The 25408-nt window shown below is 68.2% G+C and carries 29 protein-coding genes and 2 pseudogenes; 11 read left to right on the top strand and 20 right to left on the bottom strand.

Going from position 1 to position 25408, the window contains the following annotated elements; all coding sequences use genetic code 11:
* Positions 1-27: 27 nt before the first annotated feature.
* On the top strand, positions 28-1497 hold the full coding sequence (locus A5773_RS20290) for an NAD(P)/FAD-dependent oxidoreductase (protein WP_067792312.1): 1470 nt from the start codon (positions 28-30) through the stop codon (positions 1495-1497).
* On the opposite strand, the gene rraA is transcribed toward A5773_RS20290, so the two are convergent.
* The 9 genes from rraA to A5773_RS26350 all read right to left on the bottom strand — a co-directional run bounded on the left by rraA (position 1494) and on the right by A5773_RS26350 (position 7174).
* Positions 1494-1973: a ribonuclease E activity regulator RraA gene (gene rraA / locus A5773_RS20285; RefSeq protein ID WP_067263009.1), complete on the bottom strand. Its 480-nt coding sequence runs from the start codon at positions 1971-1973 to the stop codon at positions 1494-1496. The genes A5773_RS20290 and rraA overlap by 4 nt on opposite strands.
* Positions 1974-2002: 29 nt before the next feature.
* Positions 2003-2443, bottom strand: coding sequence for a nucleoid-structuring protein H-NS (locus A5773_RS20280; protein WP_067792309.1), 441 nt, complete (start codon positions 2441-2443; stop codon positions 2003-2005).
* A 97-nt stretch (positions 2444-2540) separates the two neighbouring features.
* On the bottom strand, positions 2541-3041 hold the full coding sequence (locus tag A5773_RS20275) for a copper resistance CopC family protein (RefSeq protein ID WP_067263016.1): 501 nt from the start codon (positions 3039-3041) through the stop codon (positions 2541-2543).
* A complete protein-coding gene (locus A5773_RS20270; RefSeq protein ID WP_066953515.1) occupies positions 3038-3733 on the bottom strand; it encodes a YcnI family protein in 696 nt (231 codons plus the stop codon). The genes A5773_RS20275 and A5773_RS20270 overlap by 4 nt, the downstream gene beginning before the upstream one ends.
* 7 nt (positions 3734-3740) lie before the next feature.
* Positions 3741-4397 carry a DUF6474 family protein gene (locus A5773_RS20265; protein ID WP_066953514.1) on the bottom strand — a complete coding sequence of 219 codons (657 nt, stop codon included), beginning with the start codon at positions 4395-4397 and terminating at the stop codon, positions 3741-3743.
* Positions 4398-4532: 135 nt separating this feature from the next.
* Positions 4533-4931: a helix-turn-helix transcriptional regulator gene (locus A5773_RS20260; RefSeq protein ID WP_066953513.1), complete on the bottom strand. Its 399-nt coding sequence runs from the start codon at positions 4929-4931 to the stop codon at positions 4533-4535.
* Positions 4932-5520: 589 nt separating this feature from the next.
* A complete protein-coding gene (locus A5773_RS20255; RefSeq protein ID WP_066953512.1) occupies positions 5521-6054 on the bottom strand; it encodes a peptidase in 534 nt (177 codons plus the stop codon).
* A 194-nt stretch (positions 6055-6248) separates the two neighbouring features.
* Positions 6249-6872: a superoxide dismutase gene (locus A5773_RS20250; RefSeq protein ID WP_066953511.1), complete on the bottom strand. Its 624-nt coding sequence runs from the start codon at positions 6870-6872 to the stop codon at positions 6249-6251.
* 146 nt (positions 6873-7018) lie between these two features.
* Positions 7019-7174: a hypothetical protein gene (locus A5773_RS26350; RefSeq protein ID WP_167385587.1), complete on the bottom strand. Its 156-nt coding sequence runs from the start codon at positions 7172-7174 to the stop codon at positions 7019-7021.
* Positions 7175-7611: 437 nt separating this feature from the next.
* On the opposite strand from A5773_RS26350, the gene A5773_RS20245 reads away from it, so the two are divergent.
* Together A5773_RS20245 and A5773_RS20240 are read left to right on the top strand one after the other, a co-directional pair.
* Complete coding sequence (locus tag A5773_RS20245; RefSeq protein ID WP_082948313.1) at positions 7612-8652, top strand: DUF4328 domain-containing protein; 1041 nt, start codon at positions 7612-7614, stop codon at positions 8650-8652.
* Positions 8649-9464 (top strand): glycerophosphodiester phosphodiesterase, encoded by an 816-nt coding sequence (locus tag A5773_RS20240; protein ID WP_066953509.1) that lies wholly within the window; start codon positions 8649-8651, stop codon positions 9462-9464. The genes A5773_RS20245 and A5773_RS20240 overlap by 4 nt, the downstream gene beginning before the upstream one ends.
* Here the strand turns inward: A5773_RS20240 and A5773_RS20235 are convergent.
* Positions 9461-10645, bottom strand: a complete 1185-nt coding sequence (locus A5773_RS20235; protein WP_067263019.1) for an LCP family protein — start codon at positions 10643-10645, stop codon at positions 9461-9463. The two genes, A5773_RS20240 and A5773_RS20235, sit on opposite strands and share 4 nt — an antisense overlap.
* Before the next feature lie 45 nt (positions 10646-10690).
* A complete protein-coding gene (locus tag A5773_RS20230; protein WP_066953505.1) occupies positions 10691-11494 on the bottom strand; it encodes a DUF2470 domain-containing protein in 804 nt (267 codons plus the stop codon).
* Between the two features lie 90 nt (positions 11495-11584).
* On the opposite strand from A5773_RS20230, the gene pheA reads away from it, so the two are divergent.
* A complete protein-coding gene (gene pheA, locus A5773_RS20225; RefSeq protein WP_067792306.1) occupies positions 11585-12535 on the top strand; it encodes a prephenate dehydratase in 951 nt (316 codons plus the stop codon).
* Positions 12532-13218 (top strand): histidine phosphatase family protein, encoded by a 687-nt coding sequence (locus A5773_RS20220; RefSeq protein WP_066953501.1) that lies wholly within the window; start codon positions 12532-12534, stop codon positions 13216-13218. The genes pheA and A5773_RS20220 overlap by 4 nt, the downstream gene beginning before the upstream one ends.
* Positions 13219-13225: 7 nt before the next feature.
* Here A5773_RS20220 and A5773_RS20215 read toward each other — a convergent pair whose 3' ends face one another.
* The 3 genes and pseudogenes from A5773_RS20215 to A5773_RS20205 form a co-directional block, all read right to left on the bottom strand.
* Positions 13226-13417 carry a hypothetical protein gene (locus tag A5773_RS20215; protein WP_067263026.1) on the bottom strand — a complete coding sequence of 64 codons (192 nt, stop codon included), beginning with the start codon at positions 13415-13417 and terminating at the stop codon, positions 13226-13228.
* Positions 13414-13841: pseudogene (locus A5773_RS20210) on the bottom strand (metallopeptidase family protein). The gene A5773_RS20215 and the pseudogene A5773_RS20210 overlap by 4 nt, the downstream one beginning before the upstream one ends.
* A gap of 4 nt (positions 13842-13845) precedes the next feature.
* Positions 13846-15218, bottom strand: a pseudogene (locus tag A5773_RS20205) (septum formation family protein).
* A 112-nt stretch (positions 15219-15330) separates the two neighbouring features.
* Between A5773_RS20205 and serS the strand changes: the two are divergent.
* Positions 15331-16590, top strand: coding sequence for a serine--tRNA ligase (serS, locus tag A5773_RS20200; RefSeq protein ID WP_067792303.1), 1260 nt, complete (start codon positions 15331-15333; stop codon positions 16588-16590).
* Here serS and A5773_RS20195 read toward each other — a convergent pair whose 3' ends face one another.
* The gene (locus tag A5773_RS20195) at positions 16591-17337 is read right to left on the bottom strand and encodes a helix-turn-helix domain-containing protein (protein WP_067792300.1); all 747 of its coding nucleotides are present in this window, start codon (positions 17335-17337) and stop codon (positions 16591-16593) included.
* A 55-nt stretch (positions 17338-17392) separates the two neighbouring features.
* On the opposite strand from A5773_RS20195, the gene A5773_RS20190 reads away from it, so the two are divergent.
* Positions 17393-17962: a class I SAM-dependent methyltransferase gene (locus A5773_RS20190; protein ID WP_066953488.1), complete on the top strand. Its 570-nt coding sequence runs from the start codon at positions 17393-17395 to the stop codon at positions 17960-17962.
* On the opposite strand, the gene A5773_RS20185 is transcribed toward A5773_RS20190, so the two are convergent.
* Positions 17949-18524 (bottom strand): carboxymuconolactone decarboxylase family protein, encoded by a 576-nt coding sequence (locus tag A5773_RS20185; RefSeq protein WP_066953486.1) that lies wholly within the window; start codon positions 18522-18524, stop codon positions 17949-17951. The genes A5773_RS20190 and A5773_RS20185 overlap by 14 nt on opposite strands.
* A gap of 40 nt (positions 18525-18564) precedes the next feature.
* On the opposite strand from A5773_RS20185, the gene A5773_RS20180 reads away from it, so the two are divergent.
* On the top strand, positions 18565-18885 hold the full coding sequence (locus A5773_RS20180) for a helix-turn-helix domain-containing protein (RefSeq protein WP_232001911.1): 321 nt from the start codon (positions 18565-18567) through the stop codon (positions 18883-18885).
* Here A5773_RS20180 and A5773_RS20175 read toward each other — a convergent pair.
* Positions 18882-19367 (bottom strand): DUF2834 domain-containing protein, encoded by a 486-nt coding sequence (locus A5773_RS20175; protein WP_066953482.1) that lies wholly within the window; start codon positions 19365-19367, stop codon positions 18882-18884. The genes A5773_RS20180 and A5773_RS20175 overlap by 4 nt on opposite strands.
* 70 nt (positions 19368-19437) lie before the next feature.
* Here A5773_RS20175 and A5773_RS20170 point away from each other — a divergent pair, with 70 nt between their 5' ends.
* Positions 19438-20058, top strand: coding sequence for a TetR/AcrR family transcriptional regulator (locus A5773_RS20170; protein WP_067792295.1), 621 nt, complete (start codon positions 19438-19440; stop codon positions 20056-20058).
* A gap of 62 nt (positions 20059-20120) precedes the next feature.
* A complete protein-coding gene (locus tag A5773_RS20165) occupies positions 20121-21683 on the top strand; it encodes an NAD(P)/FAD-dependent oxidoreductase (protein WP_067792292.1) in 1563 nt (520 codons plus the stop codon).
* A gap of 54 nt (positions 21684-21737) precedes the next feature.
* On the opposite strand, the gene A5773_RS20160 is transcribed toward A5773_RS20165, so the two are convergent.
* From A5773_RS20160 to A5773_RS20150, 3 genes are all read right to left on the bottom strand, one after another.
* Positions 21738-22472 carry a GAP family protein gene (locus A5773_RS20160; protein ID WP_067792289.1) on the bottom strand — a complete coding sequence of 245 codons (735 nt, stop codon included), beginning with the start codon at positions 22470-22472 and terminating at the stop codon, positions 21738-21740.
* A 119-nt stretch (positions 22473-22591) separates the two neighbouring features.
* Positions 22592-22936: a hypothetical protein gene (locus A5773_RS20155; RefSeq protein WP_066953474.1), complete on the bottom strand. Its 345-nt coding sequence runs from the start codon at positions 22934-22936 to the stop codon at positions 22592-22594.
* Complete coding sequence (locus tag A5773_RS20150) at positions 22933-24483, bottom strand: MBL fold metallo-hydrolase (protein WP_067792352.1); 1551 nt, start codon at positions 24481-24483, stop codon at positions 22933-22935. The genes A5773_RS20155 and A5773_RS20150 overlap by 4 nt, the downstream gene beginning before the upstream one ends.
* A gap of 157 nt (positions 24484-24640) precedes the next feature.
* Here A5773_RS20150 and A5773_RS20145 point away from each other — a divergent pair, with 157 nt between their 5' ends.
* Positions 24641-25408: a 1-acyl-sn-glycerol-3-phosphate acyltransferase gene (locus A5773_RS20145; RefSeq protein ID WP_066953472.1), complete on the top strand. Its 768-nt coding sequence runs from the start codon at positions 24641-24643 to the stop codon at positions 25406-25408.

Raw genomic sequence — 25408 nt, 5'->3', positions numbered from 1 at the left:
TCGACAGGCCGTTGATAATGTGGCCCCATGACTGAGCACCTTGACGTGATCATCGTGGGCGCCGGCATCTCGGGCATCAGCGCGGCGTGGCACCTGCAGGAGCGCTGCCCGACCAAGAGCTACGCGATCCTCGAACGCCGTGAGGACCTGGGCGGCACCTGGGACCTGTTCAAGTACCCGGGCATCCGGTCGGACTCGGACATGTTCACCCTGGGCTTCCGGTTCAAGCCGTGGCGGTCGGCGAAATCGATCGCAGACGGCCCCGACATCAAGGCCTACATCAAGGAGGCGGCGGTCGAGAACAAGATCGACCGGCACATCCGTTACCGTCAGCGCGTCCTCGCCGCCGATTGGTCGGACGCCGACAACCGCTGGACCCTGACCGTCGAGTCCGACGGCCAGAAGCGAGAGCTCACCTGCTCCTTCCTCTTCGCCTGCACGGGCTACTACAACTACGACGAGGGATACTCGCCCACCTTCCCCGGCGCCGACGACTTCGAGGGCCGGATCGTCCATCCGCAGCACTGGCCGGAGGACCTCGAATACACGGGCAAGAAGATCGTCGTGATCGGGTCGGGCGCCACCGCGATCACGCTGATCCCGGCCCTGGTGAACTCGGGCTCCGGCCACGTCACGATGCTGCAGCGCTCGCCCACTTATATCGGCTCGCTGCCCGGGGTCGACCCCTTCGCCGTGCGGTTCAACCAGTGGTTACCGGACCGCTTGGCGCACATCGCCAATCGTTGGAAAGCCATCGCGTTCAGCACCTTCCAGTACCAGCTGTCCCGGAAGCGTCCGGCCTACATGCGCAAGACGTTGATGACGATGGCCAAGCGCCGCCTGCCGCAGGGCTACGACGTCGAGAAGCACTTCGGGCCCCGGTACAACGTATGGGACCAGCGGCTGTGCCTGGCGCCCGACGGCGATTTCTTCCGGACCATCCGGCACGGCAAGGCGGACGTCGTCACCGACACCATCGACCGGTTCACCAAGACCGGAATCAGGCTCACCTCGGGTGAGGAGCTGAAAGCCGACATCATCGTCACCGCAACGGGTTTGAACATGCAGTTGCTCGGTGGGGTGCGGCCCACCCGGAACGGTCAGCCGATCGAGCTGACGTCGTTGATGACCTACAAGGGCCTGATGTTCTCCGGCGTCCCGAACTTCGCAATCACCTTCGGCTACACCAACGCGTCATGGACGCTGAAGGCCGACCTGGTCTCCGAATTCGTCTGCCGGTTGCTGAACTACATGGACGACAACGGTTTTGACTTCGTGGAGCCGCAGCATCCCGGCCCTGACGTCGACGAGCTGCCTTTCATGGACTTCAGCCCCGGCTATTTCCAGCGGGCGATGGACATGCTGCCCAAGTCAGGGTCGCGCGCACCGTGGCGGCTCAAGCAGAACTACTTGTTCGACATGCGCACGATCCGGCGCGGCAAGGTTGCCGATGAGGGCCTGCGCTTCGCGAAACAGCGTGCGCCGGTAGCGGTTTAGGGCTCGACGACGACGATGCCGTCGTCGTCGCAGTAGGCGATCTCGCCCGGGACGAACCTCACCCCGCCCAGCGTGACCTCGACGTCGCGCTCGCCGGCGCCCGACTTGGTGCTCTTACGGGGGTTGGTGCCCAGCGCCTTGATGCCGATGTCGAGTCCGCGCAGCGCGGCGGCGTCGCGCACCGCGCCATTGACGACGATCCCGGCCCAGCCGTTGGAGCGGGCCAGCTCGGCGATCACATCGCCGACCAGGGCCGCGTGCAGGGAGCCGCCGCCGTCGATGACCAGTATCCCGCCCGCACTCGGCTGCGAGAGCACCGATTTCAGCAACGCGTTGTCTTCGAAGCAGCGCACCGTGCTGATGGGTCCGGCGAATTGGGCGCGGCCGCCGAACTGGCGGAACTGGACGTCGCAGCTGCGTACGTCCGGTCCGATGTCGTCCACCAGGTCGGCGGTCGGCTGGAATGACACGGTCACGTCTGACACGGTAGCGGCTACGGCGGCGGTCAGCGGCGGCGCAGCTGCCGGATCAACAGGATCGCCAGGAGGCTGACGGCCAGGGCGACGATCAACGGGAGCGGGGACTGGGTCAGTGCCGCCGCCGGAGCGTTCGGAGAAACCGGGTCATTGGCGGCGTCCACAGTGGATTTCGCTTGCGCCGCTACGTCTTTGGCGGCGGCCGCGAGGTCGCCGTTGGTTTCGATTCGTTGCCGCACCTCTAGGGGCGGCTCGACGGCCTTTGCCGGCGGCTCGGCGGCCTTTGCGGGAGCCTTCTTCGCCGGCGCCTTCTTCGCTGGCGCCTTTTTGGCGGGCGCCTTCTTCGCGGGTGCCTTCTTGGCGGGTGCTTTCGCGACCTTCTTCGCGGCCTTGGCCGGAGGCTTCTTTTCCGGCGGCGGGGTCGACGCGCCGTCGGGTTCGCTGCCGGGTGGATCCTGCGGGTCTGCCATGCGGCCGCTCCTTGAGCAATCTTTCAGTAGTTATCTAGCCCACGCGGGTTCTTCGAACCCATCATGCCAGCACGAGCGCGGGCGCCTCGGCCGCCGGTCACGGTCTGCGCCGCACCGCCCACAGGGCGCCCCCGGCGACAAGCACCGCCGCCACCACGACGAACGGCCAGACCGGGACATCGCCGCCGGCGGGGCCGCCACCCGCCGGGGGTCCCGGCGTGCCCGTGCCCGGCACGCTCAGCCGAAACGACCAGGATCCGGAGACCACGTGGCCGTCCGCGGAGGTGACCCGGTAGTTCACCGTGTAGACGCCGGCCGGTCCCAGCGGCCGAAGGTCGATGCCGACCACCGCGCCACGCACCGTCGGGTCGCCGGTGGACCACACGTTGCCGTCGGGCCCGATGACGGTCATGGCCGCGAACGTGGTCTGCAGCTGTTCGTTGAAGGTGGCGCTCACCCGCCCGGGACCCGTCGCGAGAACCGCGTTGTCCGCCGGATCGGTGGCTACCCGGGCTGCGTGCGCCGACGCGACCGGCGCCGTCAACGGTGCGATCACCAACAGGGCACCGACGCACGCGGCGATCGCCAACCGCCTCATGCCCGTCGGCGGATCAGCGCAAGGCAGATACCCAGCGCGGCCACCACCAGGGCGGCACCGCCCAGCACCCGGGCGGTGTTGTCCGCGGATCTCGGCGGTGGCGGCGCGGCCGCCTGGTCGGCCGGTGCCATCGAAGGCGGGTGATGGCCGTGGGACGCTATCGGTCCCGCGGCAAGTGTCAGCGTGGGTACCGGGTATTCCGGCTCACCGCCACCGGGCTGCGGCGGCTGGTCCCACTTCACGACGGTGCCGTCGGAATAGGTCTGTGTGGCCGGGAAGCTGACGGTCTCTGCGTCGGGCAACTTCACCGAAATCCGGAACAGGGCGAATTGGTCCACCCCGATGCCGGCGCCCGGCGCGGCCGTCCACGTGACCGAGTGCACCGCACCCGATGCCGCGTCGCGGTCGAGCTTGGTCGTCCAGCCCGGCATGCTCTCGGTGCGCGCCGAGGCCACGTTGGGCAGGGCGACGCTCAGCCCGGTGGTTACCGCGCCCGTGTTCGATTCGTTGGGCACCTGGAAGGTGACGATCGCCATGGCGCCGCGCACCGCACTGTCGCTGCTGGCGTGGACGTGCGCCCAGGCCGCCGGGAGTTGCGCCGCCGAGCCGAGATAGAGACCGAGAACAGCCACCACGGCGATGGGGAGGCGCGCCGTCCGCCGCGCGCGGGTCGAGATGCCGGGCAGCCACATTCGTTGGTCAGCTCAACCCGAGCCGGGCCATCAGGTCCGCCTCGATGCCGTCGAGCTGCGATGAGATCGCGGCGTGGGCCGCCCGGCGCCGCGCGGCCGGCATGTTCTCGGCGGCGGTGACGGCCGCGGACAGATCGGTCAGCCGCTCGGTGATGGCCGACACGAACTGCTTGGTCTCGGCGTCCTTCGGCTTCTTTTCCTGCACGGTCCGCAGGGACTTCTCAGCTCCGGCGATCCGGGCGGACAGCTGCGCGCCGTGACCGGAGAACTGCCCGATCTGGGCCAGCGGTATCCCGAGTTGGTCCGCGCGGCGCTGGTCGATCAGCGCGCGGGCCGAGACGGCGGCGCGGTAGACGACCGGAGTGAGGATCGGCGCGACCAGCCGGGACACCGTGAGTGCCCGGCGGATCCGCGTCGGCGAGAAGATCTTGCCCTCGCGCGCCGCTTTGAGTTGGGTCTCGGCCACCTTCAGGGCGTTCCGGTCGCTGTCCCGTTGGGCCTTGATCTGCGCCCTGAGCGCCTTGGCCTCCGCCCGGTGGGCGGCCTTGTACCGGCGAGTCTCGTTTCGGGCGGCGAGCTTGGCCTCCAGCTTCGCGCGGGCCTTGATCGCACGGGCTTCGGCGCGCCGCGTCGCGCGACTCTTTCGCTTGCGGAACAGGGCCATTCCCGGCCGCCTCCCCGGTTTCTCGTGGCTATCGCTTTCGCGCGTGCGCGATCCGTGAGCCAACCCTAATCGGAATGGGCGGGCGCAAGCCCTCCAGGTCGGCCCCGGCCAACCGGTTGCCAGCCCGGGCGTCCGCTAGACGTCCAGGTGCTCCGCGCGGCGCAGCTCGTTGACCCGCTGCATGACCTCGTGTTGGGCCTCGGGGGACAACTCGGAGGCGCGCACGGCAATGCGACGCACGCCGTCGTCGCGCATGGTCGCCAGGAACGACAACTCCTGATCGAGCTTCTCGTAGTACTCGTCGTCGGTGAAGTAGGCCGGCTTGATGCGGAAGAAGTTGGCCAATGCGGCCATTGTCGCCGACGACGGGTTGGTGCGGTTCCCCGAACGCAACTGCGACAGGTAGGGAGCCGACATCGTGATGCCCTCCGCCTTGAGCGCCGCGATCACTTCCGCGGAGGTGTGCGGCCCCCGTCCCGGGGGATACACCGTGTCGAACAGGCGGTTCAGGCGAGCAGCGAACGTCGTGCTCATTGGATATGACCTCCACTTGGCTGTAGAAGTGAACTATTACCTAGGTGTATTTGCTGATCATGGTAGCGAGGGTTGGTTCCCCTAACTAGGTGCAAACCCCCGCGGTTGGGGTCCAGGCGTAGCTGGGGCGTGCCGATGCCACACTTGACGAGCGTCTAACTGATTCGCTGGGGTGTCCACTAAATCAGCGAAACTCACAGGTTATCCGCAGAATTCGGCTCCGGGGCCTAGGTGGCGGGGTGACCTCCCCGGGAGCGGCGAGGGGTAGGATGGGAACGTGCTGGGCGGTCGCACTGCAACCGGGCAGCAATTTATGTTCGCTTAACGCCTTATTTGCTGCCGGATGTGCTCCGAGGCCGGAAAACGCCGCTCGTGGACCTATCCGAAATACGAAAAATGGTCCGTTGGCCGTCGGCAAACCCGTCCTCGGCCAGGTCTGCCGCGCACCGTTGGGGCGAGCCGCCGGCGTGGAGCCCGGGAGTGGACGGGGGTGCGCTGTCCGCCGGTACTCGAACGATGGCCGGCTGGAGAAGTAACGCGATCGAGTTCGCTAGTCCCGCTTTTCCGATTCGAGCGCCGGGCCAATTGCTCATGCCGCAAGCAGCATCGCCAGAATTGCGGTATCAGGATGACTGATGGGGTCGACGCCGACGCGGCTCACCATGGAGGTGATGGTGCCGTCGGCTTCCGCTTCCACCCAGGCGGCCCGATGCTCGAGTCCCAGGTATGGCAACCCGGGGAGCAGGACGCATCCCGAGGCCGCCCCGCTGCACTCCGGCAGCGACGGGGTGGTCTCCGAGGGCGGGTGCAACATCAGGAGCGCGGGGGGCTGATGGTCGGCGAAATAGCCTGGCTGAATCGGCGAATCACCGAAGACCGTGCCCTCGGCGAGCACCAGGCCGACGGTGCCCGGCTCGGGTTCCTCGGGCAACTCCTCGCGGGCCCCGAAAACCGTTGTGGTGGAAAGCAATCCGGGTAATGACGCGACCCTGACCGCGACCATGAGCAACTGGGCCCACTCTTTGGTCGAATCGGGCCAACGCCCGGAGATCACGAACCCTTTCAGGGCACCACGAGCATGGAAAGGGGAAACCCCTATCGGGCGGTCAGACCCAGTCTCCATTTTCGACCTCCGCGCGACGCCTCCGTCCGATCAACCACACTGGTAGCTCGAGTAATTCAGCATGCCCGCCGGTCCGGCGCCGTGCAACCCGACACGGCCAGTGGCGCACATGTTTTCGGAATGCCCGGTTCGCGGCCGGACAAACGGCAGGGGCGCCGCGCAAACCGCGCGACGCCCCTGCGATCGAGATGGACTCAGCCGAAGATCAACCCACCGGTTTTCGACGTCGCGGCTTCGTAGCGCTTCTGCACGTCGGCCCAGTTGACGACGTTCCAGAATGCCTTGACGTAGTCCGCCTTGACGTTCTTGTACTGCAGGTAGAAGGCGTGCTCCCACATGTCGACCTGCAGCAGGGGAATGATGCCGAGGGGGACGTTGGCCTGCTGGTCGTAGAGCTGGAAGGTGAGCAGCCTGCTGCCGAGCGTGTCGTATCCCAGCACTGCCCAGCCCGAACCCTGGAGGCCATTGGCGGCCGCGCTGAACTGGGCGCGGAATTTGTCGAACGACCCGAAGGCGTCATCGATCGCGGCGGCCAGCTCCCCGGTCGGCTTGTCGCCGCCGTCCGGCGACAGGTTCTTCCACCAGATCGAGTGGTTCACGTGGCCGCCGAGGTGGAACGCCAGGTTCTTTTCGTTCAGGAAGATCGCGGCGTGGTCGTCATTGGCGCGTGCCTCTTCCAGTTTGGCAACGGCGTCGTTCACGCCTTTGACGTACGTGGCGTGGTGCTTACTGTGATGGATCTCGTTGATCTGACCCGAGATGTGCGGTTCCAACGCTGCGTAGTCCCAGTCCAGATCGGGCAGGGTGTATTCAGCCACGGCGTTCCTTTCTTCGGTTGTCTTCTTACGCTCATTCGCGGGCCCACCACGCGGCGGCCAGCCGTAGACAACCCTGCTCCATGACTGCGCGGACCGCAAGAAAGACCGCTATGAGCTCCGAAGGCGGATACCCGCTCAGCGCGGGTTCAAGACAGAACGATGAGGGCGAGAACCGCCAGCAGCGCCAGTGCGATCAGCCCGGCGCGCAATGCGGCGACGCTGTAACTGTGATTCCACGCGGGCGAGCCGGAGTACGACTTCGAGGGGGCCGGTGATCCCGGACCGAACGAATGCGTGGCCATTAATCGCCTTTCACCCGCTCCTCACCTCGCGGTAGTGAGGTGAGTCACAAACATTTTGCGCGAAGGCGATCATAGCGCTTCCGGGCGGGCTTGGAAAATGATGGGCTGAGCTGCGTGTTGAGGGCGACCGCGGGAAGGCCGGACCTGCGGCGCGGCCTGCAGGCCACCGCGCGGATGCTTAGCAAGGCAATCCATTTCGCTCACACGGGGTTTTGGGCTGTCGATGGCATGCCTCCGTGACCGCGTTGTTATCCACAGTGGTGCCACGGCCAACGGGTGAAGCTGTAGTAACGCTTCCCTTACCCACTAAAGCCATGTGGATAAACCTGTGGAAACTGTGGATAGGCCGTAATGGCTGAGTAGATAGCCGACCGGCCCCACTCCGGCCATCGCTGAGTGTCCCGCGGCGCGCATCGGCGCGCGGTTACGCTAGTCCGGTGATCCAGGTGTGCTCCCAATGCGGCACTCGGTGGAACGTGCGCGAGCGGCAACGTGCGTGGTGTCCCCGTTGTCAGGGCGCACTGATGGCGCCCCTGTCGGATGCGCCGGCCCCCGGTCCGGGGTGGAGCGCACCCACCGCCGCGGCGCCGAGCCGACCGTCCGCGGCTCGGGGCTGGCAGCGCACCCCGCCACGGCTACCACCGGGCTTTCGCTGGATAGCGGTGCGTCCCGGCGCCGCGCCGCCCACCCGGCACGCAAGACGTCCCCTCGGCCCCACCCCGCGTTATGCAGTGATGCCGCGCTGGGGCTTGGACGACCGCGTCGGGCAAGCCCCGGCCGCACTCGAAAAGCCCGCGCACGCTGCGCCATCGGCAGCGATGATCCGCACCACGCTGTTCGTGAGCGTGCTCGTCCTCGGCGTCGCCGCCCTGGTCTATGTCGTGCGCTACGTCCTGCTGGTCGTCAACCGGAACACCCTCCTGAACTCGTGGGTCGCCGCCGGGGCGGACTGGCTCGGCATCCTGGCCAGCGTGAGCGCGATCGCGGCGGTGTTCACCTCCGGCGCGGTGCTGATCCGCTGGCTCATCGCGCGGCGCGCCGCCGTGTTCGCCCATCACGGCCTGCCGGAGCCGCGGTCCACCCGGGCGTTGTGGGCCGGGTGTGTAGTGCCCTTGGCCAACCTGCTGTGGGCGCCGGTCTACGTCATCGAGCTGGCGATCCTGGAAGAGCACTACACCCGAATACGCCGACCGATCGTCGAGTGGTGGATTGCCTGGGTCGCCAGCTACCTGGCCTCCGTCTTCGCCATGATCACCAGCTTCGCCAGGGACGCCCAAGGCATCGCCAATAACACCATCACGATGGTTTTCGCTTACCTGATCGCGGCGCTCACGGTCGCCGCGGCCGCCAGGGTCTTCGAGGGGTTCGAGCGCAAACCGGTCGAACGCCCCGCGCACCGCTGGGTCGTCGTTGCGGACGCGCCAGCAGCACGTCCGGTTGAGCTCGAGGGTCAGGAAGCGGCAGCATTAGGCGTATGACGTGGGCCGAGGAGGTGCTCGCCGGGCACCCCTTTGTGGTGGCCCACCGCGGCGCGTCAGCCGCGCGACCCGAACACACGCTGGCCGCCTACGACCTCGCCCTCAAAGAGGGCGCCGACGGCGTGGAATGCGACGTGCGCCTGACCCGCGACGGCCACCTGGTGTGCGTACACGACCGCCGGCTGGACCGGACCTCGACCGGGGCCGGCCTGGTCAGCACCATGACCCTCGCCGAGCTGCGTGAGCTCGAGTACGGCGCGTGGCACGACAGCTGGCGCGAAGACGGCACGCACGGCGATACGAGTTTGTTGACGCTGGACGCCCTGGTTTCCCTCGTTCTGGACTGGCATCGGCCGGTGAAGCTCTTCATCGAGACCAAGCACCCGGTGCGGTACGGCTCGCTGGTGGAGACCAAGCTGCTCGCGCTGCTGCAGCGGTTCGGCATCGCCGCGCCCGCCTCCGCCGACCGGTCTCGCGCGGTGGTGATGTCGTTCTCGGCGGCCGCGGTCTGGCGCATCCGGCGAGCCGCGCCGCTGCTTCCGACCGTGCTGCTCGGCAAGACCGCGCGCTACCTGACCAGCGGCGCGGCCACGGCCGTCGGTGCCACCGCCGTCGGCCCGTCGCTGGCGACGTTGAAGGAATATCCCCAGCTCGCGGACCGCGCGATCGCCCAGGGCCGGGCGGTGTACTGCTGGAACGTCGACGAGTACGAAGACCTCGACTTCTGCCGCGACGTCGGGGTGGCCTGGCTTGCCACCCACCACCCGGGTCGCACGAAGGCGTATCTGGAGAACGGCCGCGCGGGCGGTTAGTCCGGCGGAGCGGTGGGCACCGGGGCGTCCGCCGCCAGCGCCTCGAACAGCCGGCTGGCCTCGTCGTGGTTCCACACCACCACCGATCCGGCGTCACCGCTGGTGAACTCCCCGATCGGGACGGTCATGGTGGTGGGCGAGCCGTGCAGCCCCCAGCCGAGGCGGGCCAGGTCCCACACGTGGTCGTCGCGGTCGACGGTCAGGGCGTCGGCGAGTGCGTGCGGCACGGAGTACCAGCGCCAGGGGTTGAGCCACACCGCGGGGCTGGCCGCGGCGTGCAGCAGCGCCGCGACGAACTGCCGCTGATTGACCATCCGGTCCAGATCCGCCCGGGGGGTGTCACGCGTCCTGACGTACCCGAGGGCGTTGCGGCCGTTGAGTTTTTGGCAACCGGCCGGCAGGTCGATGCCGGCCAAAGGGTCGCTGAGCGGCGTCGTCGGGCATACCGTCACCCCGCCCAACGCGTCGACCAGGCCGGCGAATCCGCCGAATCCGATCTCCGCGTAGTGGTCGAGGCGCAGCCCGGTGGCCTGCTCCAGCGTCTGCGCCAGCAGGGGTGCCCCGCCCATCGCGAAGGCGGCGTTGATCTTGTCCTTGCCGTGGCCGCGGATCGGGACGTAGGAGTCGCGCGGTATCGACACCATCGTCACCCGGCCGCCGGACCACAGCTCGGGCAGGTGTACCAGCAGGATGGTGTCGGTGCGGCTGCTGCCGATGTCGCCGCCGGTGGCGAGGTCCTCCTGCTGTTCGGGGCTGAGCCCCTGGCGGCTATCCGAGCCGACGAGCAACCAGTTCGTCCCGCGGCCATGCGCGGGGCGTCCCGGGTAGTCGGCCAGGATCTCGTCGCGGTGCAGCCTGCTGTCGAACCAGACTGCGCCGCAGACGACGCCGATGCCGGCCAGCAGCACGCCGATCACCAGGGCCGACGCGACCGCTCGTATCCAGCGGCGCCAGCCACGGCTGCGGCGCGTGCGCGCGGCGGTGGGCCGCGGCGGAGGTCCGGGCGGTTGACGGGGGCGCGACGGTTCGACGGTGCGAGGCGGCGGGGGTGGAGGCGGCGGTGTTGGCCGACGCAGCGGCGTGGTCTGTTCGGCCGGTGCCGGCCGGGGGGCCCCGCGGCGAATCACCGGTGACGGCTCGGTGCGCGGTTCGGGCCGGTGCGGTGGTCGATCGCCATTCACCCGGTTAACGTACGCGGCCGGGGCCGCCGGACACGACGGGTTGGACTACGGGCGGGCGCGCAGGCCGTTGATGAACGGGCACCCCATCAGCACGCGGATGGCCTGGCTCAGCCCGGTCATGTCGTCCACGGGCTTGTGGAACGGCAGCCGGACGTCGTGGTCGCGGTCCTTGCCTTCGACGCGGAACCGCACGCCGTAGCGATCTAATCCGAGCGGGCGCACCTGCCCGCGGCGCAGCGGCGCGGGCAACCGGGACACCAGCCGCGCAACGACGTCGCTGTGTGCGGTGTCCAGATGCCACAGCAGGTTCGACTCGATCTCGCAGAACGGGTCGGGCCGGGCCGCCAGGAGATCCGCCACGCTGACGGGCTCGGCGCCGGTGGCGTCGGTGACGACGACGGATGCGACCTCCAGCCGGACCAGGGTGTAGCGAGGTTCCTGCCCGTCGGACGGCGCGCACCGCGGGGTGTCGACCTGAAGCAATGCGGGGTGCGGCCACTCGGCGGCGATCAGGTCGACCGTCTCGGCGACCTCGGCCGGGTGGAATTCGTGCAACTGCCCGCGCACCCACACCAGCGAGCGCACCGGCTCCCGCAGCGGAAGGGGTGCGTAGTCGGTCAACTCCAGGAGCGCCTGCGATCCGGCGACGGCGCCCTCCGGTCGGTCTTCGCGCTCACTGGGGATCGCCAGCGCGAACGACCCGTCGGGCAGCAGGTGATGCACGGGCGTCACGACGGGGTCCTGGCGCGCGGGCGCGGACTCCAGTGCCAGGAGGGCGCCGCCGGCTCGGACACAGGCGCTGCGGATACGTTCGGCCGTCGTCGGGGCGGGGCAGGTCAGGGGTAACACCGAACTCCTTAGATTAGGTAAGCCTAAGTTAACTTAGATGGCGAGGCGCCGCAAGAGCGGTTTGGCGGCGGTCGCCGCTAGGGTTGGGGCGTGGTCCGCATCGCTTATCTCGGCCCGGAAGGGACGTTCACCGAAGCGGCGCTGTTGCAGATCACGGCCACCGGTCTGGTCCCAGGGCAGGGTCCCGACGAGGTCCGGCGAGTGCCCATCGACAGCACCGCCGCGGCGCTGGACGCCGTGCGCGGCGGCGGCGCCGAATACGCCTGCGTCCCGATCGAGAACTCGATCGACGGGTCGGTGACGCCCACGCTCGACAGCTTGGCCATCGGTTCGCCCCTGCAGGTCTTCGCCGAGACAACCCTGGATGTCGCGTTCACGATCGTCGTCAAACCCGGCCGCACCGCCGCCGACGTGCGCACCCTGGCGGCCTTCCCCGTGGCGGCGGCGCAGGTGCGGCGGTGGGTGGCCGCCAACCTGCCCGAGGCCCAGCCCCGGCCGGCGTATTCCAATGCCGACGCGGCGCGGCAGGTGGCCGAGGGACAGGCCGACGCCGCGGTGACCTCGCCCCTGGCCGCTACCCGCTGGGGACTGGCCGCGCTGGCCGACGGGGTGGTCGACGAGCCCAACGCCCGCACGCGCTTCCTCCTGGTGGGCCTGCCGGGCCCGCCGACGCCCCGCACCGGGGCGGACCGGACGGCGGTGGTTTTACGGATCGACAACGCACCGGGTGCCTTGTTGGGCGCGCTCACCGAATTCGGGATCCGCGGCATCGACCTGACGCGGATCGAATCTCGGCCGACCCGTACCGCGCTGGGCACCTATGTCTTCTTCGCCGACTGCGTGGGCCACATCGACGACGACGCCGTCGCCGAGGCACTTAAAGCGCTGCACCGTCGTTGTGCCGATGTGCGATACCTGGGATCTTGGCCGACCGGCTCGCCCGCCGGGGTGTTGCCGCCGCCGGCCGACGAGGCGGCCCGCTGGCTGGCGCGGCTACGAGAAGGAAAACCCGAAACGGCGGCCGGGGGAATCGAGCTGTGACCGGCCGGCTGGTGCTTTTGCGACACGGCCAGTCGTACGGCAACGTCGAACGCAGGCTGGACACCCGGCCGCCGGGGGCGGAGCTGACGCCGCTGGGCCGCGACCAGGCCCGCGCCTTTGCGCGCGGTGCGGGACGGCCCGGGCTGCTGGCGCACTCGGTGGCGATCCGCGCGTCGCAGACGGCCGGTGTCATCGGCGGCGAGCTCGAGATGGCCGCCGTCGAAGTGAGCGGAATTCACGAGGTCCAGGTCGGTGGCCTGGAAAACCGCAACGACGACGACGCGGTCGCGGAATTCAACGCGATCTACGAGCAATGGCATCACGGTGATCTCGACGTTCCGTTGCCCGGCGGAGAAACCGGCAACGACGTGTTGGGCCGCTACGTGCCCGTGCTCACCGACCTGCGCCTACGCTACCTCGACGACCACGACTGGACGGGCGACATCGTCGTCGTGAGCCATGGTGCGGCGATTCGACTGGCCGCCGCCGTGTTGGCGGGCGTGGATGCCGGCTTCGCGCTGGACAACCACCTGGACAACGCCGAATCGGTGGTGTTGGCCCCGATCACCGACGGGCGGTGGAGCTGCGTGCGATGGGGGACCCTGACGCCGCCGTTCTACCCCGAGCCCGAGGCCAGTCCCGTCGCGGACGCGGTGCACTCGAGCACCGACCCGATGGGCTGACGGCCGGTCAAACGGCCAGCGCGACCGCTTCGAAGCACTCGCAGCCGATGGCGTCGCAGTCGATCACGAAGGCGTGCGGCAACAGCTCAGGGCTGAAGCAATCCGGCTCCGTGCACTCCGAGCGGCGCAGGGAATGGCGAATGATGGTGCCGTGACAGTGATCTAAGCCTGCCCGGCAGTCGCGGCAGTCAGCACTCATAACCCGTTCATAGCACCGGTGGCGGACAAATCCGGGATGCCGCGCCCATAAATCCGGCGCGGCTGACAGGCCGTCAGGTCCAGCCCAGTTCTTCCAGCCGGTCGTCGTCGATGCCAAAGTGGTGGGCGACCTCGTGGATCACCGTGATCGCCACCTCCTCGACGACGTCGTCCTCGGAATCGCAGACGTCCAGCAGCGCCTCGCGGTAGATGGTGATGGCGTCGGGCAGCGAGCCGGCGTAGTCCGAGTCGCGCTCGGTGAGGGCGACCCCTTCGTACAGCCCGAGCAGTCCGCCGTCCTCGGGGTGGCGGTCGTCGACCAGCACCACAACGTTGTCCATCGCCGCCGCCAGCTGGGGCGGGATCAGGTCGAGCGCGTCGGACACCAGTTCGTCGAACCGCTGGGGATCCATCCGCGCGGGCACGCGGCTAGCCCCCGGCTGGCGGCGCGGGCGGCGCCTCGGGCGCCGGGTTGGCCGGCGGTGGTGCCCCGCCGTCCGCCGGTGGCGGGGCCTGCGGCGGCGCCCCGGCGCCGGGGGGGGTGGGGGCTGCGGCGCCTGGGGAGCCGGGGTGTCCGAGGCGGGCGCCTGGGGCGCTACCGCCGGCTGCTGACCCGGGAGGTGCTGATTGTTTGGCGGGATCTCCGGGGGCGCGCTGGCCTGGCTCTGCGGAGCCTGGGCCGGCACCTGGAGCGGTATCGGCGGCATGGTGAGCCGCTCTTCGGGAATGTCGGGCGGCGGCACCGGCGGCTGACCGTTGATGAGCAGCTGGCCCTTTGCGCTGTTGACCAGGGTGGCCCAGCCGCCGTTGCCCAAGGTCGCGCCGATGCTGCAGGCGACTTCGCGGCTGCCGGCCGTCCAGCTGGCCAAGGGCACGGTGGGATAGATCAGCGTCAGGGTGGTGGTGCGCAGCTTGACCGGCGCCAGGTAGGCGTCCGTCATCTTGGTGCACAGATCCTTGATGTACCCGTCCTGGTCGGGCTCCGCAGGCAGCGCGCCGGGGAACTTCTCGGCCAGGTTGACCGTGCCGGTCACCTCCATCGCGTGCGGCGCCGCACACTCGACCGGCGCATCGACCGGCTGGTTGGTCGTCGAGTCGATGCCCAGGCAGGTGCCGGCCGGCCAGACCTTGGACTGGTCAACCTCGGCGACCTTGCCCTTGAAGGCTTGTTGCTGGTTGTTGGGGCCGGGCAGCTGGAGCCCGCACAACATGCGGCGCTCGCCGGACTGGCGCCACGCCCGGTCGCCGGGCCACAGCAGGCTGACGGTGAACTTGCTGTTGGGATCGAACTTGGGGCCCAGGTAGTTGCGCACGGCGGACTCGCACTGCTCCTGGGTGATCTGCTGAATGCGGGCGGGCGAGGGGGGAGCGGCGTTGGGGCCGTACTCGGCGCCCGGGAACGTCCGCATGTCAATGGATTCGGCGACTTCGAACTTGTGGTCGTCGGCGCAGTTGACGATCTTCGCCGACTCCGGGGTGGCGTCCGGCCAGATCAGGCAGTCACCGCTGGAGGCCTTGTTGAAGGCCGCGTCGCTCTTGCTGCCGGTGGTGGGCACCGGGTTGCCGTCGAGATAACCGGACAGCCGCCCCGCGCCGGTGCCGCTTACCGGCAGCGCGGTGACCAGCCCGGCGATCAACAGGCCGCCCAGCGCGGTCAGCAACAGGGCGCGCCGAGTCGCCTGGGCCTGCAGACTGCGTGGCCACCGGAAGCCGGGTTGCGGCTGTTCCGGCTCGGCGGAGGGGGCATCGGACTCCGGGGCTTCCGGAAGGTCCGTCTCGGGCGCTGGCGACATCGGCTCCATTCTGACAGGAGCGGCTGTGGAGTGTGACAAAAGTTACGGATGTGAGTCCTGGGACCTGGCGGGGTGGGTGCACCGCGCAGTGTGCAGTGCCGATGAAAGTAGTCTCAGGGCCGTGATCGACCTCAAGCTGCTCCGCGAAAACCCCGACGTCGTACGCCGGTCACAGACCAGCCGGGGCGAGGATCCCACCTTGGTCGACACGCTGCTGGCGGCCGATGCCGCCCGCCGGGCGGCGATCTCGTCGGCCGATGCGTTGCGCGCCGAACAGAAGTCGGCCAGCAAGAGCGTCGGCGCCGCGTCCCCCGAGGAGCGTCCCGCCAAGCTGGCGCGCGCCAAGGAGTTGGCCGAGCAGGTGAAGGCCGCCGAGACCGAGCAGGCCGAGGCCGAGGCGGCGTTCACCGCCGCACACATGACGATCTCCAACGTCGTCATCGACGGGGTGCCTGCCGGTGGGGAGGACCAATACCGCGTGCTGGAGGTGGTGGGCGAGCCCGCTCAGCTGCAAGACCCGAAGGACCACCTCGAGCTCGGCGAGTCGCTGGGGCTGATCGACATGCAACGCGGCGCCAAGGTATCCGGCTCGCGCTTCTACTTCCTGACCGGACGGGGCGCCCTGTTGCAGCTCGGGCTGCTGCAGCTCGCGCTGCGGCTGGCCGTCGACAACGGCTTCATTCCGATGATCCCGCCGGTGCTCGTGCGCCCCGAGGTGATGGCCGGCACCGGGTTCCTGGGCTCCCACGCCGACGAGATCTACCGGGTCGAGGCCGACGACCTCTACCTGGTCGGCACCTCCGAGGTGCCGCTGGCCGGCTACCACGCCGACGAGATCCTGGACCTGTCCGGCGGACCGCTGCGCTACGCGGGGTGGTCGTCGTGCTTCCGGCGGGAGGCCGGCAGCTACGGCAAGGACACCCGGGGCATCATCCGGGTGCATCAGTTCGACAAGGTCGAAGGCTTCGTCTACTGCACGCCCGCCGAAGCCGAGGCCGAGCACGAACGGTTGCTGGGCTGGCAGCGCGAGATGCTGGCCCAGATCGGGGTGCCGTATCGGGTGATCGACGTCGCGGCAGGGGATCTCGGGTCCTCGGCCGCCCGCAAGTTCGACTGCGAGGCATGGGTTCCCACGCAGGGCACCTACCGCGAGCTGACCTCGACGTCCAACTGCACCACCTTCCAGGCGCGCCGGCTCGCGACGCGCTACCGCGACGACAACGGCAAGCCGCAGACCGCGGCCACCCTCAACGGCACGCTGGGCACCACCCGGTGGCTGGTGGCGATCCTGGAGAACCACCAGCAGGCCGACGGCAGCGTGCGCGTGCCCGACGCGCTGGTGCCTTTCGTCGGCACCGAGCTGCTCGAGCCGATCAGCTAGCTAGCGCGTCTTCGTCAGCCGACCCGGGGTGTGACCGAAGGCGCGCCGGTAGGTGTCGATGAAGGCACTTGTTGTGGCCCAACCGCATTCGGCTGCCACCGACGTGACGTCGTGCCGCTCGGCGAGCAGCACCAAGGCGCGCTGCAGGCGGAGCTGGGTGCGCCATTGCGGAAAGGTCATCGCCAGCTCGTCGCTGAACAGTCGGGTCAGGGTGCGTTGGCTGACGCCGATCCGCCGGCCGATCTGCGGCAGCGTTAACGGCGCGGCCAGGTTGTCGGCGATCAACGCGCACGCTTCGCGCAGCCTGCCGTCGACGGGCGTGGGAATCCACAGCGGCTCGCCGGCACTGGTCGCCCGCAACTGATCGTGCAGTACGGCCAGCATCCGGTGGTGCTCGTCGCTGTCGGTCCGATCAGTCTGCGAACACGCGATGATGAGTTCCCGCATCAACGGGTTGACCGCCAGCACGGCGGGGGCCGCCGGCCCGCGGCGATAGCGACGGGGATCCAATGCGACGCCGTGAAACTGCGTGGGGCCGTGGAATTTATGTTCGTGCCAGCAGCCCGCCGGGATCCAGATCGCCCGGTTCGCCGGCGTGATCCAGGTGCCGGCCGGGGTGGTGACCGAGACCGCGCCTGAGGACGGGTAGACCACTTGGTGCAAGGGATGCCGATGCCGATCGATCCGGGCCCCCGGCGGCAGCGCCAGCGATGATGTCGCCGGCCCGTGATGGCTGATTTCCGACATAAGTCGGCAGGATATCGGAAGTGCGCCTTCCTCTGGTGCGCCTAACGTCGCGGTTATGGGAATGAATCTTCTGCACCGGCGGCGGTGTAACTCGGCGGCCTGGGAGAAGGCGGTGGCGGGGCAGCTGTTGCCCTGGGCGTTGGACGGCGTCGAATTGGGTTCGCGGACTTTGGAAATCGGCCCGGGATACGGGGCGACGACGCGCGCCCTGCTGGACAGGGCCGATTCGCTCACCGCCGTCGAGGTCGACGCCGCGATGGCCGACCGCCTTGAGCGCCGCTACGGCGATCGGGCCCGCATCATCCACGGCGACGGCGCGGACACCGGGCTGCCCGCCGATCACTTCACCTCGGTGGTGTGCTTCACCATGCTGCACCACGTGCCCAGCGCCGAATTGCAGGACCGGCTCTTCGCGGAGGCGTTCCGGGTGCTGCGGCCGGGCGGGGTGTTCGCCGGCAGCGACGGTGTCCCGTCGCTGTCCTTCCGGCTGCTGCACATCGCCGACACCTACAACCCGATCGCGCCCGATGATCTGGGCGCGCGGTTGCGCAACGCGGGATTCGCCGATGTCCAGATCCACCCCTTAGGTGGGCGGCAACGGTGGCGCGCCGTCAAACCGACCTGAAAGTAGGGCTGCCCGCCTCGAGCGGGACCCGGGCGGAACGCGCGGTGAAACTGATCGCGTGATACCAGCCGCACAGCATCGTGAGGTCGAGGATCTGGCTTTCGTCGAATTCGGCGCGCAGCGCCGTCCAGAGGGCATCGTCGATGTCTCGACGGTCGTAGAGCGAATCCACGGCGCGGACGAGTAGGCGATCTCGCTCGGCCGTCCAGCACGGATCGTCGGCTCCGCCGTGGGTCAGGGAGTGGACCTGCGCGCGATCCAGACGGGCCTTGTCCGCGAAAAACGCGACGTGCACGCCCCATTCGTACTCGCAGTCGCAGCGAGCGCAGGTGCGGTCGATCACGATCTCGCGGTCGCGAAGGGACAGCGACAACGCGCGGCTCAGCTCGTAACCGCCCCAGAGCGTCATGGCCTCGGCCATCGGCATGTTGCGCACCACGACGCGAAACAGGGCGATGGGCGGCACGTCCGGCGGCATCATCTTCTGCAGTAGGGCCGCCACCGCGGCGTCGTACGGCGGGTCGAGGGCGTCGATGCGAGGCGTTACTATTTCCGTAACCATGGACAAGAAAGCTACGTTACGGAATCCGAAACGTCAATCGGTGGCTCGACCGGGGCGCCCCGTGCGGGGGTCGACGACCGGGCGGCCGCTCATGGCGGCCCTCGATCTCCTCGGGCGGCGCTGGTCGCTGCGGATCCTGTGGGAGCTTCGCGACGGTCCGTTGGGGGCGAGGTCGTTGCGGGAGCACTGCGACGGGATGTCTCCCAGCGTCTTGTATGACCGTCTCGGCGAACTGTCGGGCGCGGGCCTGGTCGTCCAGCGCGACGACCAGTCTTACGAGCTCAGCGAGGTCGGCCGGTCGCTGGGCGAGGCGCTCGATCCCCTCGACCAGTGGGCCCGGCGCTGGGCGGACGGAAACTAGGCGTCGACCGTCTCGCGGGATTGCTCGTGCCGGCGCTGCCGCTCCATGGTGGCGAAGTAGAACGCGAACGCGAACGCGAAGCTGGTGAAGAGGCTGGAGACGAAGTACAGCCACGGGTGCTTGAGCCCACGGCGGTAGCCGTCCACGATCGTAAACAGCGGCAACAGAATCACATTCGCGATCGTGTAGTCCTGGCTGGCGGAGTCCGCGGCCGGATTGGTGAACATCAGCTTGATGTATTCGGCCCAGCTCCCGTGCTCGCCCCACAGCGGATTGGTGGAGCCGTGCGAGTACTGCTGGACGTAGGTGACGTTGAAATACCAGCCCAGCGCGACCGAAGCGATGCCGACGACGTAATACACGCATTCGAGCGGGGAAAACAACGGCCCGCCGGCGGGCCGGGCGAAGACCTTCGAGTTCGAGGCGACGATCCAGCCGATGACACTGAGCCCGAGAACTGCATGCACAAGAAGCGAGACCATGGCCGCAGTCTCACCCCAGAGTCGAAGTTTTGTCAATACTGACAAAAGATGGCTGAGGTACCGTACTTGCATGGTCCGGCCGGCGCAGACGGTGCGCAGCGAGCGCACCCGGGAGGCGTTGATCCAGGCCGCCCTGGTGCGATTCCTGGCCCAGGGTGTCGAAGAGACCTCGGCCGAGCAGATCGCGGCGGACGCCGGGGTCTCGCTTCGGACCTTCTATCGCCATTTCAAGTCCAAGCACGATCTGTTGTTTGCCGACTACACCGGACTGAACTGGTTTCGTGCCGCGCTGGATGCCCGGCCCGCCGATGAGCCGATCATCGACTCGGTGCAATCGGCCATCTTCTCGTTCCCGTATGACGTTGAGGCCGTGACCAAAATAGCCGCGTTGCGGGGTGGGGAGCTTGATCCCGGCCGCATCGTTCGGCACATGCAGGAAGTCGAGGCCGACTTCGCCGGCGTCATCCAGGCACAGCTGCACCGGCGTAGCTGCGCGGCGAGCAGGACGCTGGATGGGCGGTTGCGCGCGGCGGTGATCGCGCGGTGCATCGCGGCAGGAGTTTTCGGCGCGATGGAGTTCTGGATGCTGGGCGAGGATCGGTCGCTGGGCGAGCTGGCGCGGATGTGCCACGCGGCGCTGGAATCGCTGAGGGCCGGCATCGCCGACGCCTGGGTCGCCGAGGCGGGATAAAGTTTCGTCATAATTGACAAAACTTTGCGACCGTGCCAGCCTCCATTGCTGGAGGGCAGGACATGACTGAATATGACGCGATAGTTATCGGTGCCGGGCACAACGGTCTGGCCGCGGCGGTGCTGCTGCAGAAGGCCGGACTGCGGACGGTGTGTCTGGATTCCAAGCTGTACGCCGGCGGGATGGCTTCCACCGTGGAGCTTTTCGACGGGTACCGGTTCGAGATCGCGGGCTCGGTGCAATTTCCCACTTCGAAGGTGGTGGTCGACGAGCTCGGCCTGGACACCCTGCCGACGATCGACCTGGACGTGATGTCGGTTGCGGTGCGCGGCGTCGGTGACGATCCGCTGGTCCAGTACAGCGACCCCATCAAGTTGTTCACCCACCTCAACGAGGTGCACGGGGCGGACGCCGTCAACGGGATGGCGGGGCTGATGGCCTGGAGCCAGGCGCCCACCCGGGCGCTGGGCCGCTTCGAAGCCGGAACGGAGCCCAAGACCTACGACGAGATGTATGCCTGCGCGACAAACGAATTCGAACGGTCGGCCATCGACGACATGCTGTTCGGTTCGGTCACCGACGTGCTGGACCGCTACCTTCCGGACCGCGAGAAGCACGGCGCGCTGCGCGGCTCGATGACCGTGCTCGCCGTCAACACCCTCTATCGCGGGCCCGCCACGCCGGGCAGCGCGGCCGCGCTGGCGTTCGGGCTGGGCGTCCCCGACGGCGACACCATGCAGATGAAGAAGCTGCGCGGCGGCATTGGGGCGCTCACCTCCCACCTGGGTGAGCTGCTTGAGAGCCAGGGCGGCGAGGTCCGGCTGCGGACCAAGGTGACCGAGATCCTCGTCGAGGACGGGCGGGTGAGGGGGGTGCGCACCGAGGGTGGCGAGACGTTGACGGCCCCGATCGTCGTCTCCGGCATCGCGCCCGACACCACCCTCAACGATCTGATCGACCCGGCCCTGCTGCCCGGCGACATCCGGGAGCGGTATGCCCGCACCGATCACCGCGGCAGTTACCTGCAGATGCACTTCGCGCTCGAGGAAGCGCCGGAATTCGCCGCACCCTACGAGGCGCTCAACGATCCCGCGATGCAGGCGTCGATAGGCCTGTTCTGCACGCCGGAGGAGGTGCAGCAGCAGTGGGAGGATTGCCGGCGCGGCATCGTCCCGGCCGACCCGACGGTGGTGTTGCAGATACCCACGCAGAACGACCCGGACCTGGCACCCGCGGGCAAACACGCCGCGTCGGCGTTCGCGTTGTGGTTCCCGATCGAGGGTGGTGCCGACTATGGCGACGCGAAAGTCGAAATGGGCCAGCGGGTGATCGACAAGATCACCCGGTTGGCGCCCAACTTCGAACGAAGCATCATCCGGCACACCACCTTCACGCCCAAGCACATGGGCGTGATGTTCGGCGCGCCCGGCGGCGACTACTGCCACGGACTGCTCAACCCGAACCAGATCGGGCCGAACCGGCCCGGCCCGAATGGATTTCGGGGTCAGCCGATTCCGATCGAGGGTCTGTACCTGGGCAGCGCGGGCTGCCACGGCGGACCCGGCATCACGTTCATCCCCGGGTACAACGCGGCCCGGCAGGCGCTCGCCGAGCGCGCTACCTAGGGACGGCTGTTCACACCGGCTCTCAAGGCCGATCGAAAAGCTGTAGGTGGGCCGCTAACGCGCAGCGAGGTTGATCAGCCCGAGGACGAGCATGAAACAGCCCCCGGCCGCCGCCAAGAGGGCGATGTCGCGGTGGCCGCGGGATCGCAGCCAGTTCTGCAGCCCGGCCATGACGGCGCGCGTGCGCTGCGGCGACGCCAGATATCCGACCAGCGGGATCTCGGCCACGGCGAACGCCACCACGTTGAAGGCGACCAACGCCTGCACCTGCGCGGCCGGCGCGGCGTGCGCGGCGAGGATGGCGGCCATCGAGCCCATGTAGTTCGCCGACGGCAACGACGCCCCAACCCCGCTGACCGCTGCGACGGCTAGGGAGTCACCGCGCAAGAAGATTCGCGCGCTTTCGGCCAGCCGCCGCCGTCCGCTCGGTGCCGACCCTTCGTCGAGGGCAACGTCACCGCTGCGGCCGATTACCGCATCCGCCGGTGCGGGGCGGACATGGACAACCCTGCGTCGCACAACATTGGTCGCCAACACGACGGCAACGAGCAAAGCGGCGAGCCCGGATGCGATCTGGACGTCCGCCACGCTGAAGTGGCCAACGACCGGCGCGGCACGGAGGACGAACAGCACCACCAGACCCGCGCCGACGCCCATGGCGAAGCCACCACACAAGAACGCGAGCATTTGCATGAGCGGGCGCCGCCTGCTGAGCAGCAGGACCACCAGACCGACGCGGATCGGTTCGAAGATCACCGAGCCGGCCAGCACCAGCACAGTGATCCACATGCTGGGCAACCGTACCGCAGCCAGCTCGGCCCCTGACTCAAACTCGCCCAGTCGTCCTGGCGTATGCCGGGGTCGCCGACGGCAGTCGCAGCCGGACTTTTGCGCACTCGCGCGCGACGCTAACCGCGCTGACCTAGCAGCTCATCCAGGAGTGCGGTGAACTCTTCCGGTCGCGCCGGCGTGAAGGCGGGGCTGGGCCGGACGCCGGGCACGTCCAGCGTGACCAAGGTCGACTTGAACGGCCGGCTCACGTCCAGCGGCAGCCAGCGACGCAAGTCCGAGCTGCCCCAGATCCGGAACCGATTTGTGAGCAGGCCCAGCCCTTCGGCCTTGTATCCACGAATCGACTCCAGCGCAATCACTTTCGACGTTCCGGAAGGAAAGTGATAGCGGCGCAGCGTGATCGCCGCGCGGTCCAACTGAACCAACCCGTCGTCGTAAGACCGGCCTGGGCTTTCGTTCATGCTCGCGAACTTCGCAGTTGGTGACCCCGCGCGGTCAGGCACCGCCCGTCGTCCAATCGCCACTGCCAGCCATGCAGGTTGCAGGTCAACGTATCGCCCTCCACCACACCGAATTTCGACAGGTCGGCCTTGAGATGGGGGCAGCGGCGCTGAATTTCCCAGCCGTCCAGCGTGACCGATGACGAATCGTCGTGCGTCTCGGCGAACCAGCCGTCGGCGTAGGCGATCCGTTCGTCGGTCAGGCACTTGAAGAACGTGTACAGGTATTCGTTGTAGCCGCCGACGCGCCACGCCCTGAATCGGGTGGACAGGAAGATGGTGTTCACCCAGTCCGGCTCCCGATCCCGCAGTACGGTGCGGACCAACTCCGGCGCGATGGCGAAACCGTAGCGCACCTTCTCATCGGGAATCCGTTCGCGCACGGCGCGTTTCGGGAAGTCGAGCACGACAGTCTCCGGGCCGATCACCAATTCGACGGGATAGCCGATGCCGTCGCAGATCTCGTCGCTCTGGGACATGATCGGTTCGAACAGCGCACGTAGCGGCTCGAGCAGTGGTTCCCCGGTGGCGGGCGCCCAGCTCGCGCGCTCGGCGGCCACGACCGGCGCCATCCGTTCGGCGTAGTCGGCGATGTAGGCCCGCTTCCCGGTGGTGAAGATCGCCTCGACCTGATCGTCGGGCAGCGGATGGCGCAGCGCATTCAGGGTGGTGCCGGTGAAGTCCGCGGTCGAGCCGGGGATCATCAGCAGGCCGCCGTCGCTCCCGTGGGTGCGCATCTGGTCGAGGAACACCATCTGGTCCGGAAAGATGTTGGCCGCATCGCCGTGGTCGTCGTTGAGATGACGCAAATCCGGGTCCAGAAAGCACGGCGGCCCGGCCGACGGGATGACCCACGTCGCGCCCACCTGGGCGATGTACTGGCGGGCGCGGTCCATCTGCCGCTGCCGCTTCTGGACACCGAACGACTCCTTGGCGCGGGCCGGCATGTCGTACACCATCGGGTACCAGATCGCGCCGGAGTACTGCAGCATATGCACGTCGATGTGTCCGAAAGCCGAGCTCAGCATGTCGAGATCGACCGGCCGGGCGTCGTTCATGTTGAACGCGGTCGTCACGCCGTCGGAAACCACCAGCGCCGAGTCACCGAGCGGGCCGTCGGCCGGCGCCCGCAGGGCGATGATCATCACATCGAGGTCGCCCTTGGGGCCGCTGACCCGGTGCTTGACCGAGTTGCTGGTCTCGAAGAACCGGTAGAAACCCAGCTCCTGCAACGCGTTTCGCAGGTCCGGCACCGGGAAGTCGGGCAGCAGCACCACCGCGTCTTTGTTGACGTGCTCGAGAAGATTCTTGGCGTCGAAGTGGTCTTTGTGCAGGTGCGACACGTAGAGGTAGTCGCAGTCCCCCAGCCGGTCCCAGTCCAGGCCGCTGTTGTCGGGGAACGGAAACCAGGACGCGAAGTACGCGGGATTGACCCAGGGGTCGCAAAGAATGCTGCCCGCGGGCGTCTCGATCAGAAATCCGGCGTGACCTACGCTTGTGACCTGCACAAACACCTTCCTGGGGCCGATCAAGGGACCTGCGCGGCCCGCGGCCGGGTAACGGCTTTTTCAGCCTCCGAGCTTAGCGCGGGACGGCGTCTCGGTTTTCGGCACTTCGGCTGACTCAAGGGCTGACTCACAGCCGGGAGCACTAGGCTGATCAGCTGTGGAACCGGTATACGGGACTGTCATTCAACTTGCCCGCTTGATATGGCGCATACAGGGTCTCAAGATCACGGTCACGGGCGCCGAAAACCTGCCCAAGAGCGGGGGAGCGGTCATCGCCATCAACCACACCGGCTACCTCGATTTCACGTTCGCGGGGCTGCCCGCCTACCAGCAAGGTCTGGGCCGCAAGGTGCGCTTCATGGCCAAGCAGGAGGTGTTCGACCACAAGATCACCGGGCCGCTCATGCGCAGCCTGCGGCACATCTCCGTGAACCGGCAGAACGGGGCCGCCTCCTACGAGGAAGCGGTCCGGAACCTCAAGGACGGCGAGTTGGTCGGCGTCTACCCGGAAGCCACGATCAGCCGCAGCTTCGAGATCAAGGAATTCAAGTCGGGTGCGGCGCGGATGGCCGTCGAAGCCGGGGTGCCCATCGTTCCGGTGATCGTCTGGGGCGCGCAGCGCGTCTGGACCAAGGGGCACCCCAAGAAGCTGTTCCGTCCCAAGGTGCCCATCATGGTCGTCGTCGGTGAACCGATCGAACCGACGCTGGGCGTCGAGGAATTGAAGGGGCTGCTGCACTCGCGGATGCAACATCTGCTGGAGCGGGCCCAGGAAATGTATGGGCCGCACCCGGCGGGTGAGTTCTGGGTGCCGCGCCGGTTGGGCGGCAGTGCCCCATCGCTGGCCGAAGCTGCCCGGATGGACGCCGAGGAGGCGGCCGCTCGCGCGGCGCGCCGGGCCGGATCCGCGGGAGCGCCGGAGTAG

It is taken from the genome of Mycobacterium sp. 852014-52450_SCH5900713 (genome assembly GCF_001667075.1).
GTDB lineage: Bacteria > Actinomycetota > Actinomycetes > Mycobacteriales > Mycobacteriaceae > Mycobacterium.
Note: the sequence above shows the minus strand (reverse complement) of the source record. Positions and strands in the feature narration are given on the sequence as shown.

Excerpts from the sequence above, each read along its gene's own strand:
- A5773_RS20290 (WP_067792312.1), top strand. The coding sequence starts at position 28 with ATGACTGAGCACCTTGACGTGATCATCGTGGGCGCCGGCATCTCGGGC.
- A5773_RS20280 (WP_067792309.1), bottom strand. The coding sequence starts at position 2,443 with ATGGCAGACCCGCAGGATCCACCCGGCAGCGAACCCGACGGCGCGTCG.
- A5773_RS20275 (WP_067263016.1), bottom strand. The coding sequence starts at position 3,041 with ATGAGGCGGTTGGCGATCGCCGCGTGCGTCGGTGCCCTGTTGGTGATC.
- A5773_RS20270 (WP_066953515.1), bottom strand. The coding sequence starts at position 3,733 with ATGTGGCTGCCCGGCATCTCGACCCGCGCGCGGCGGACGGCGCGCCTC.
- A5773_RS20265 (WP_066953514.1), bottom strand. The coding sequence starts at position 4,397 with ATGGCCCTGTTCCGCAAGCGAAAGAGTCGCGCGACGCGGCGCGCCGAA.
- A5773_RS20260 (WP_066953513.1), bottom strand. The coding sequence starts at position 4,931 with ATGAGCACGACGTTCGCTGCTCGCCTGAACCGCCTGTTCGACACGGTG.
- A5773_RS20255 (WP_066953512.1), bottom strand. The coding sequence starts at position 6,054 with ATGGAGACTGGGTCTGACCGCCCGATAGGGGTTTCCCCTTTCCATGCT.
- A5773_RS26350 (WP_167385587.1), bottom strand. The coding sequence starts at position 7,174 with ATGGCCACGCATTCGTTCGGTCCGGGATCACCGGCCCCCTCGAAGTCG.
- A5773_RS20240 (WP_066953509.1), top strand. The coding sequence starts at position 8,649 with ATGACGTGGGCCGAGGAGGTGCTCGCCGGGCACCCCTTTGTGGTGGCC.
- A5773_RS20215 (WP_067263026.1), bottom strand. The coding sequence starts at position 13,417 with ATGAGTGCTGACTGCCGCGACTGCCGGGCAGGCTTAGATCACTGTCAC.
- A5773_RS20195 (WP_067792300.1), bottom strand. The coding sequence starts at position 17,337 with ATGTCGGAAATCAGCCATCACGGGCCGGCGACATCATCGCTGGCGCTG.
- A5773_RS20190 (WP_066953488.1), top strand. The coding sequence starts at position 17,393 with ATGGGAATGAATCTTCTGCACCGGCGGCGGTGTAACTCGGCGGCCTGG.
- A5773_RS20185 (WP_066953486.1), bottom strand. The coding sequence starts at position 18,524 with ATGGTTACGGAAATAGTAACGCCTCGCATCGACGCCCTCGACCCGCCG.
- A5773_RS20175 (WP_066953482.1), bottom strand. The coding sequence starts at position 19,367 with ATGGTCTCGCTTCTTGTGCATGCAGTTCTCGGGCTCAGTGTCATCGGC.
- A5773_RS20170 (WP_067792295.1), top strand. The coding sequence starts at position 19,438 with ATGGTCCGGCCGGCGCAGACGGTGCGCAGCGAGCGCACCCGGGAGGCG.
- A5773_RS20165 (WP_067792292.1), top strand. The coding sequence starts at position 20,121 with ATGACTGAATATGACGCGATAGTTATCGGTGCCGGGCACAACGGTCTG.
- A5773_RS20160 (WP_067792289.1), bottom strand. The coding sequence starts at position 22,472 with ATGTGGATCACTGTGCTGGTGCTGGCCGGCTCGGTGATCTTCGAACCG.
- A5773_RS20155 (WP_066953474.1), bottom strand. The coding sequence starts at position 22,936 with ATGAACGAAAGCCCAGGCCGGTCTTACGACGACGGGTTGGTTCAGTTG.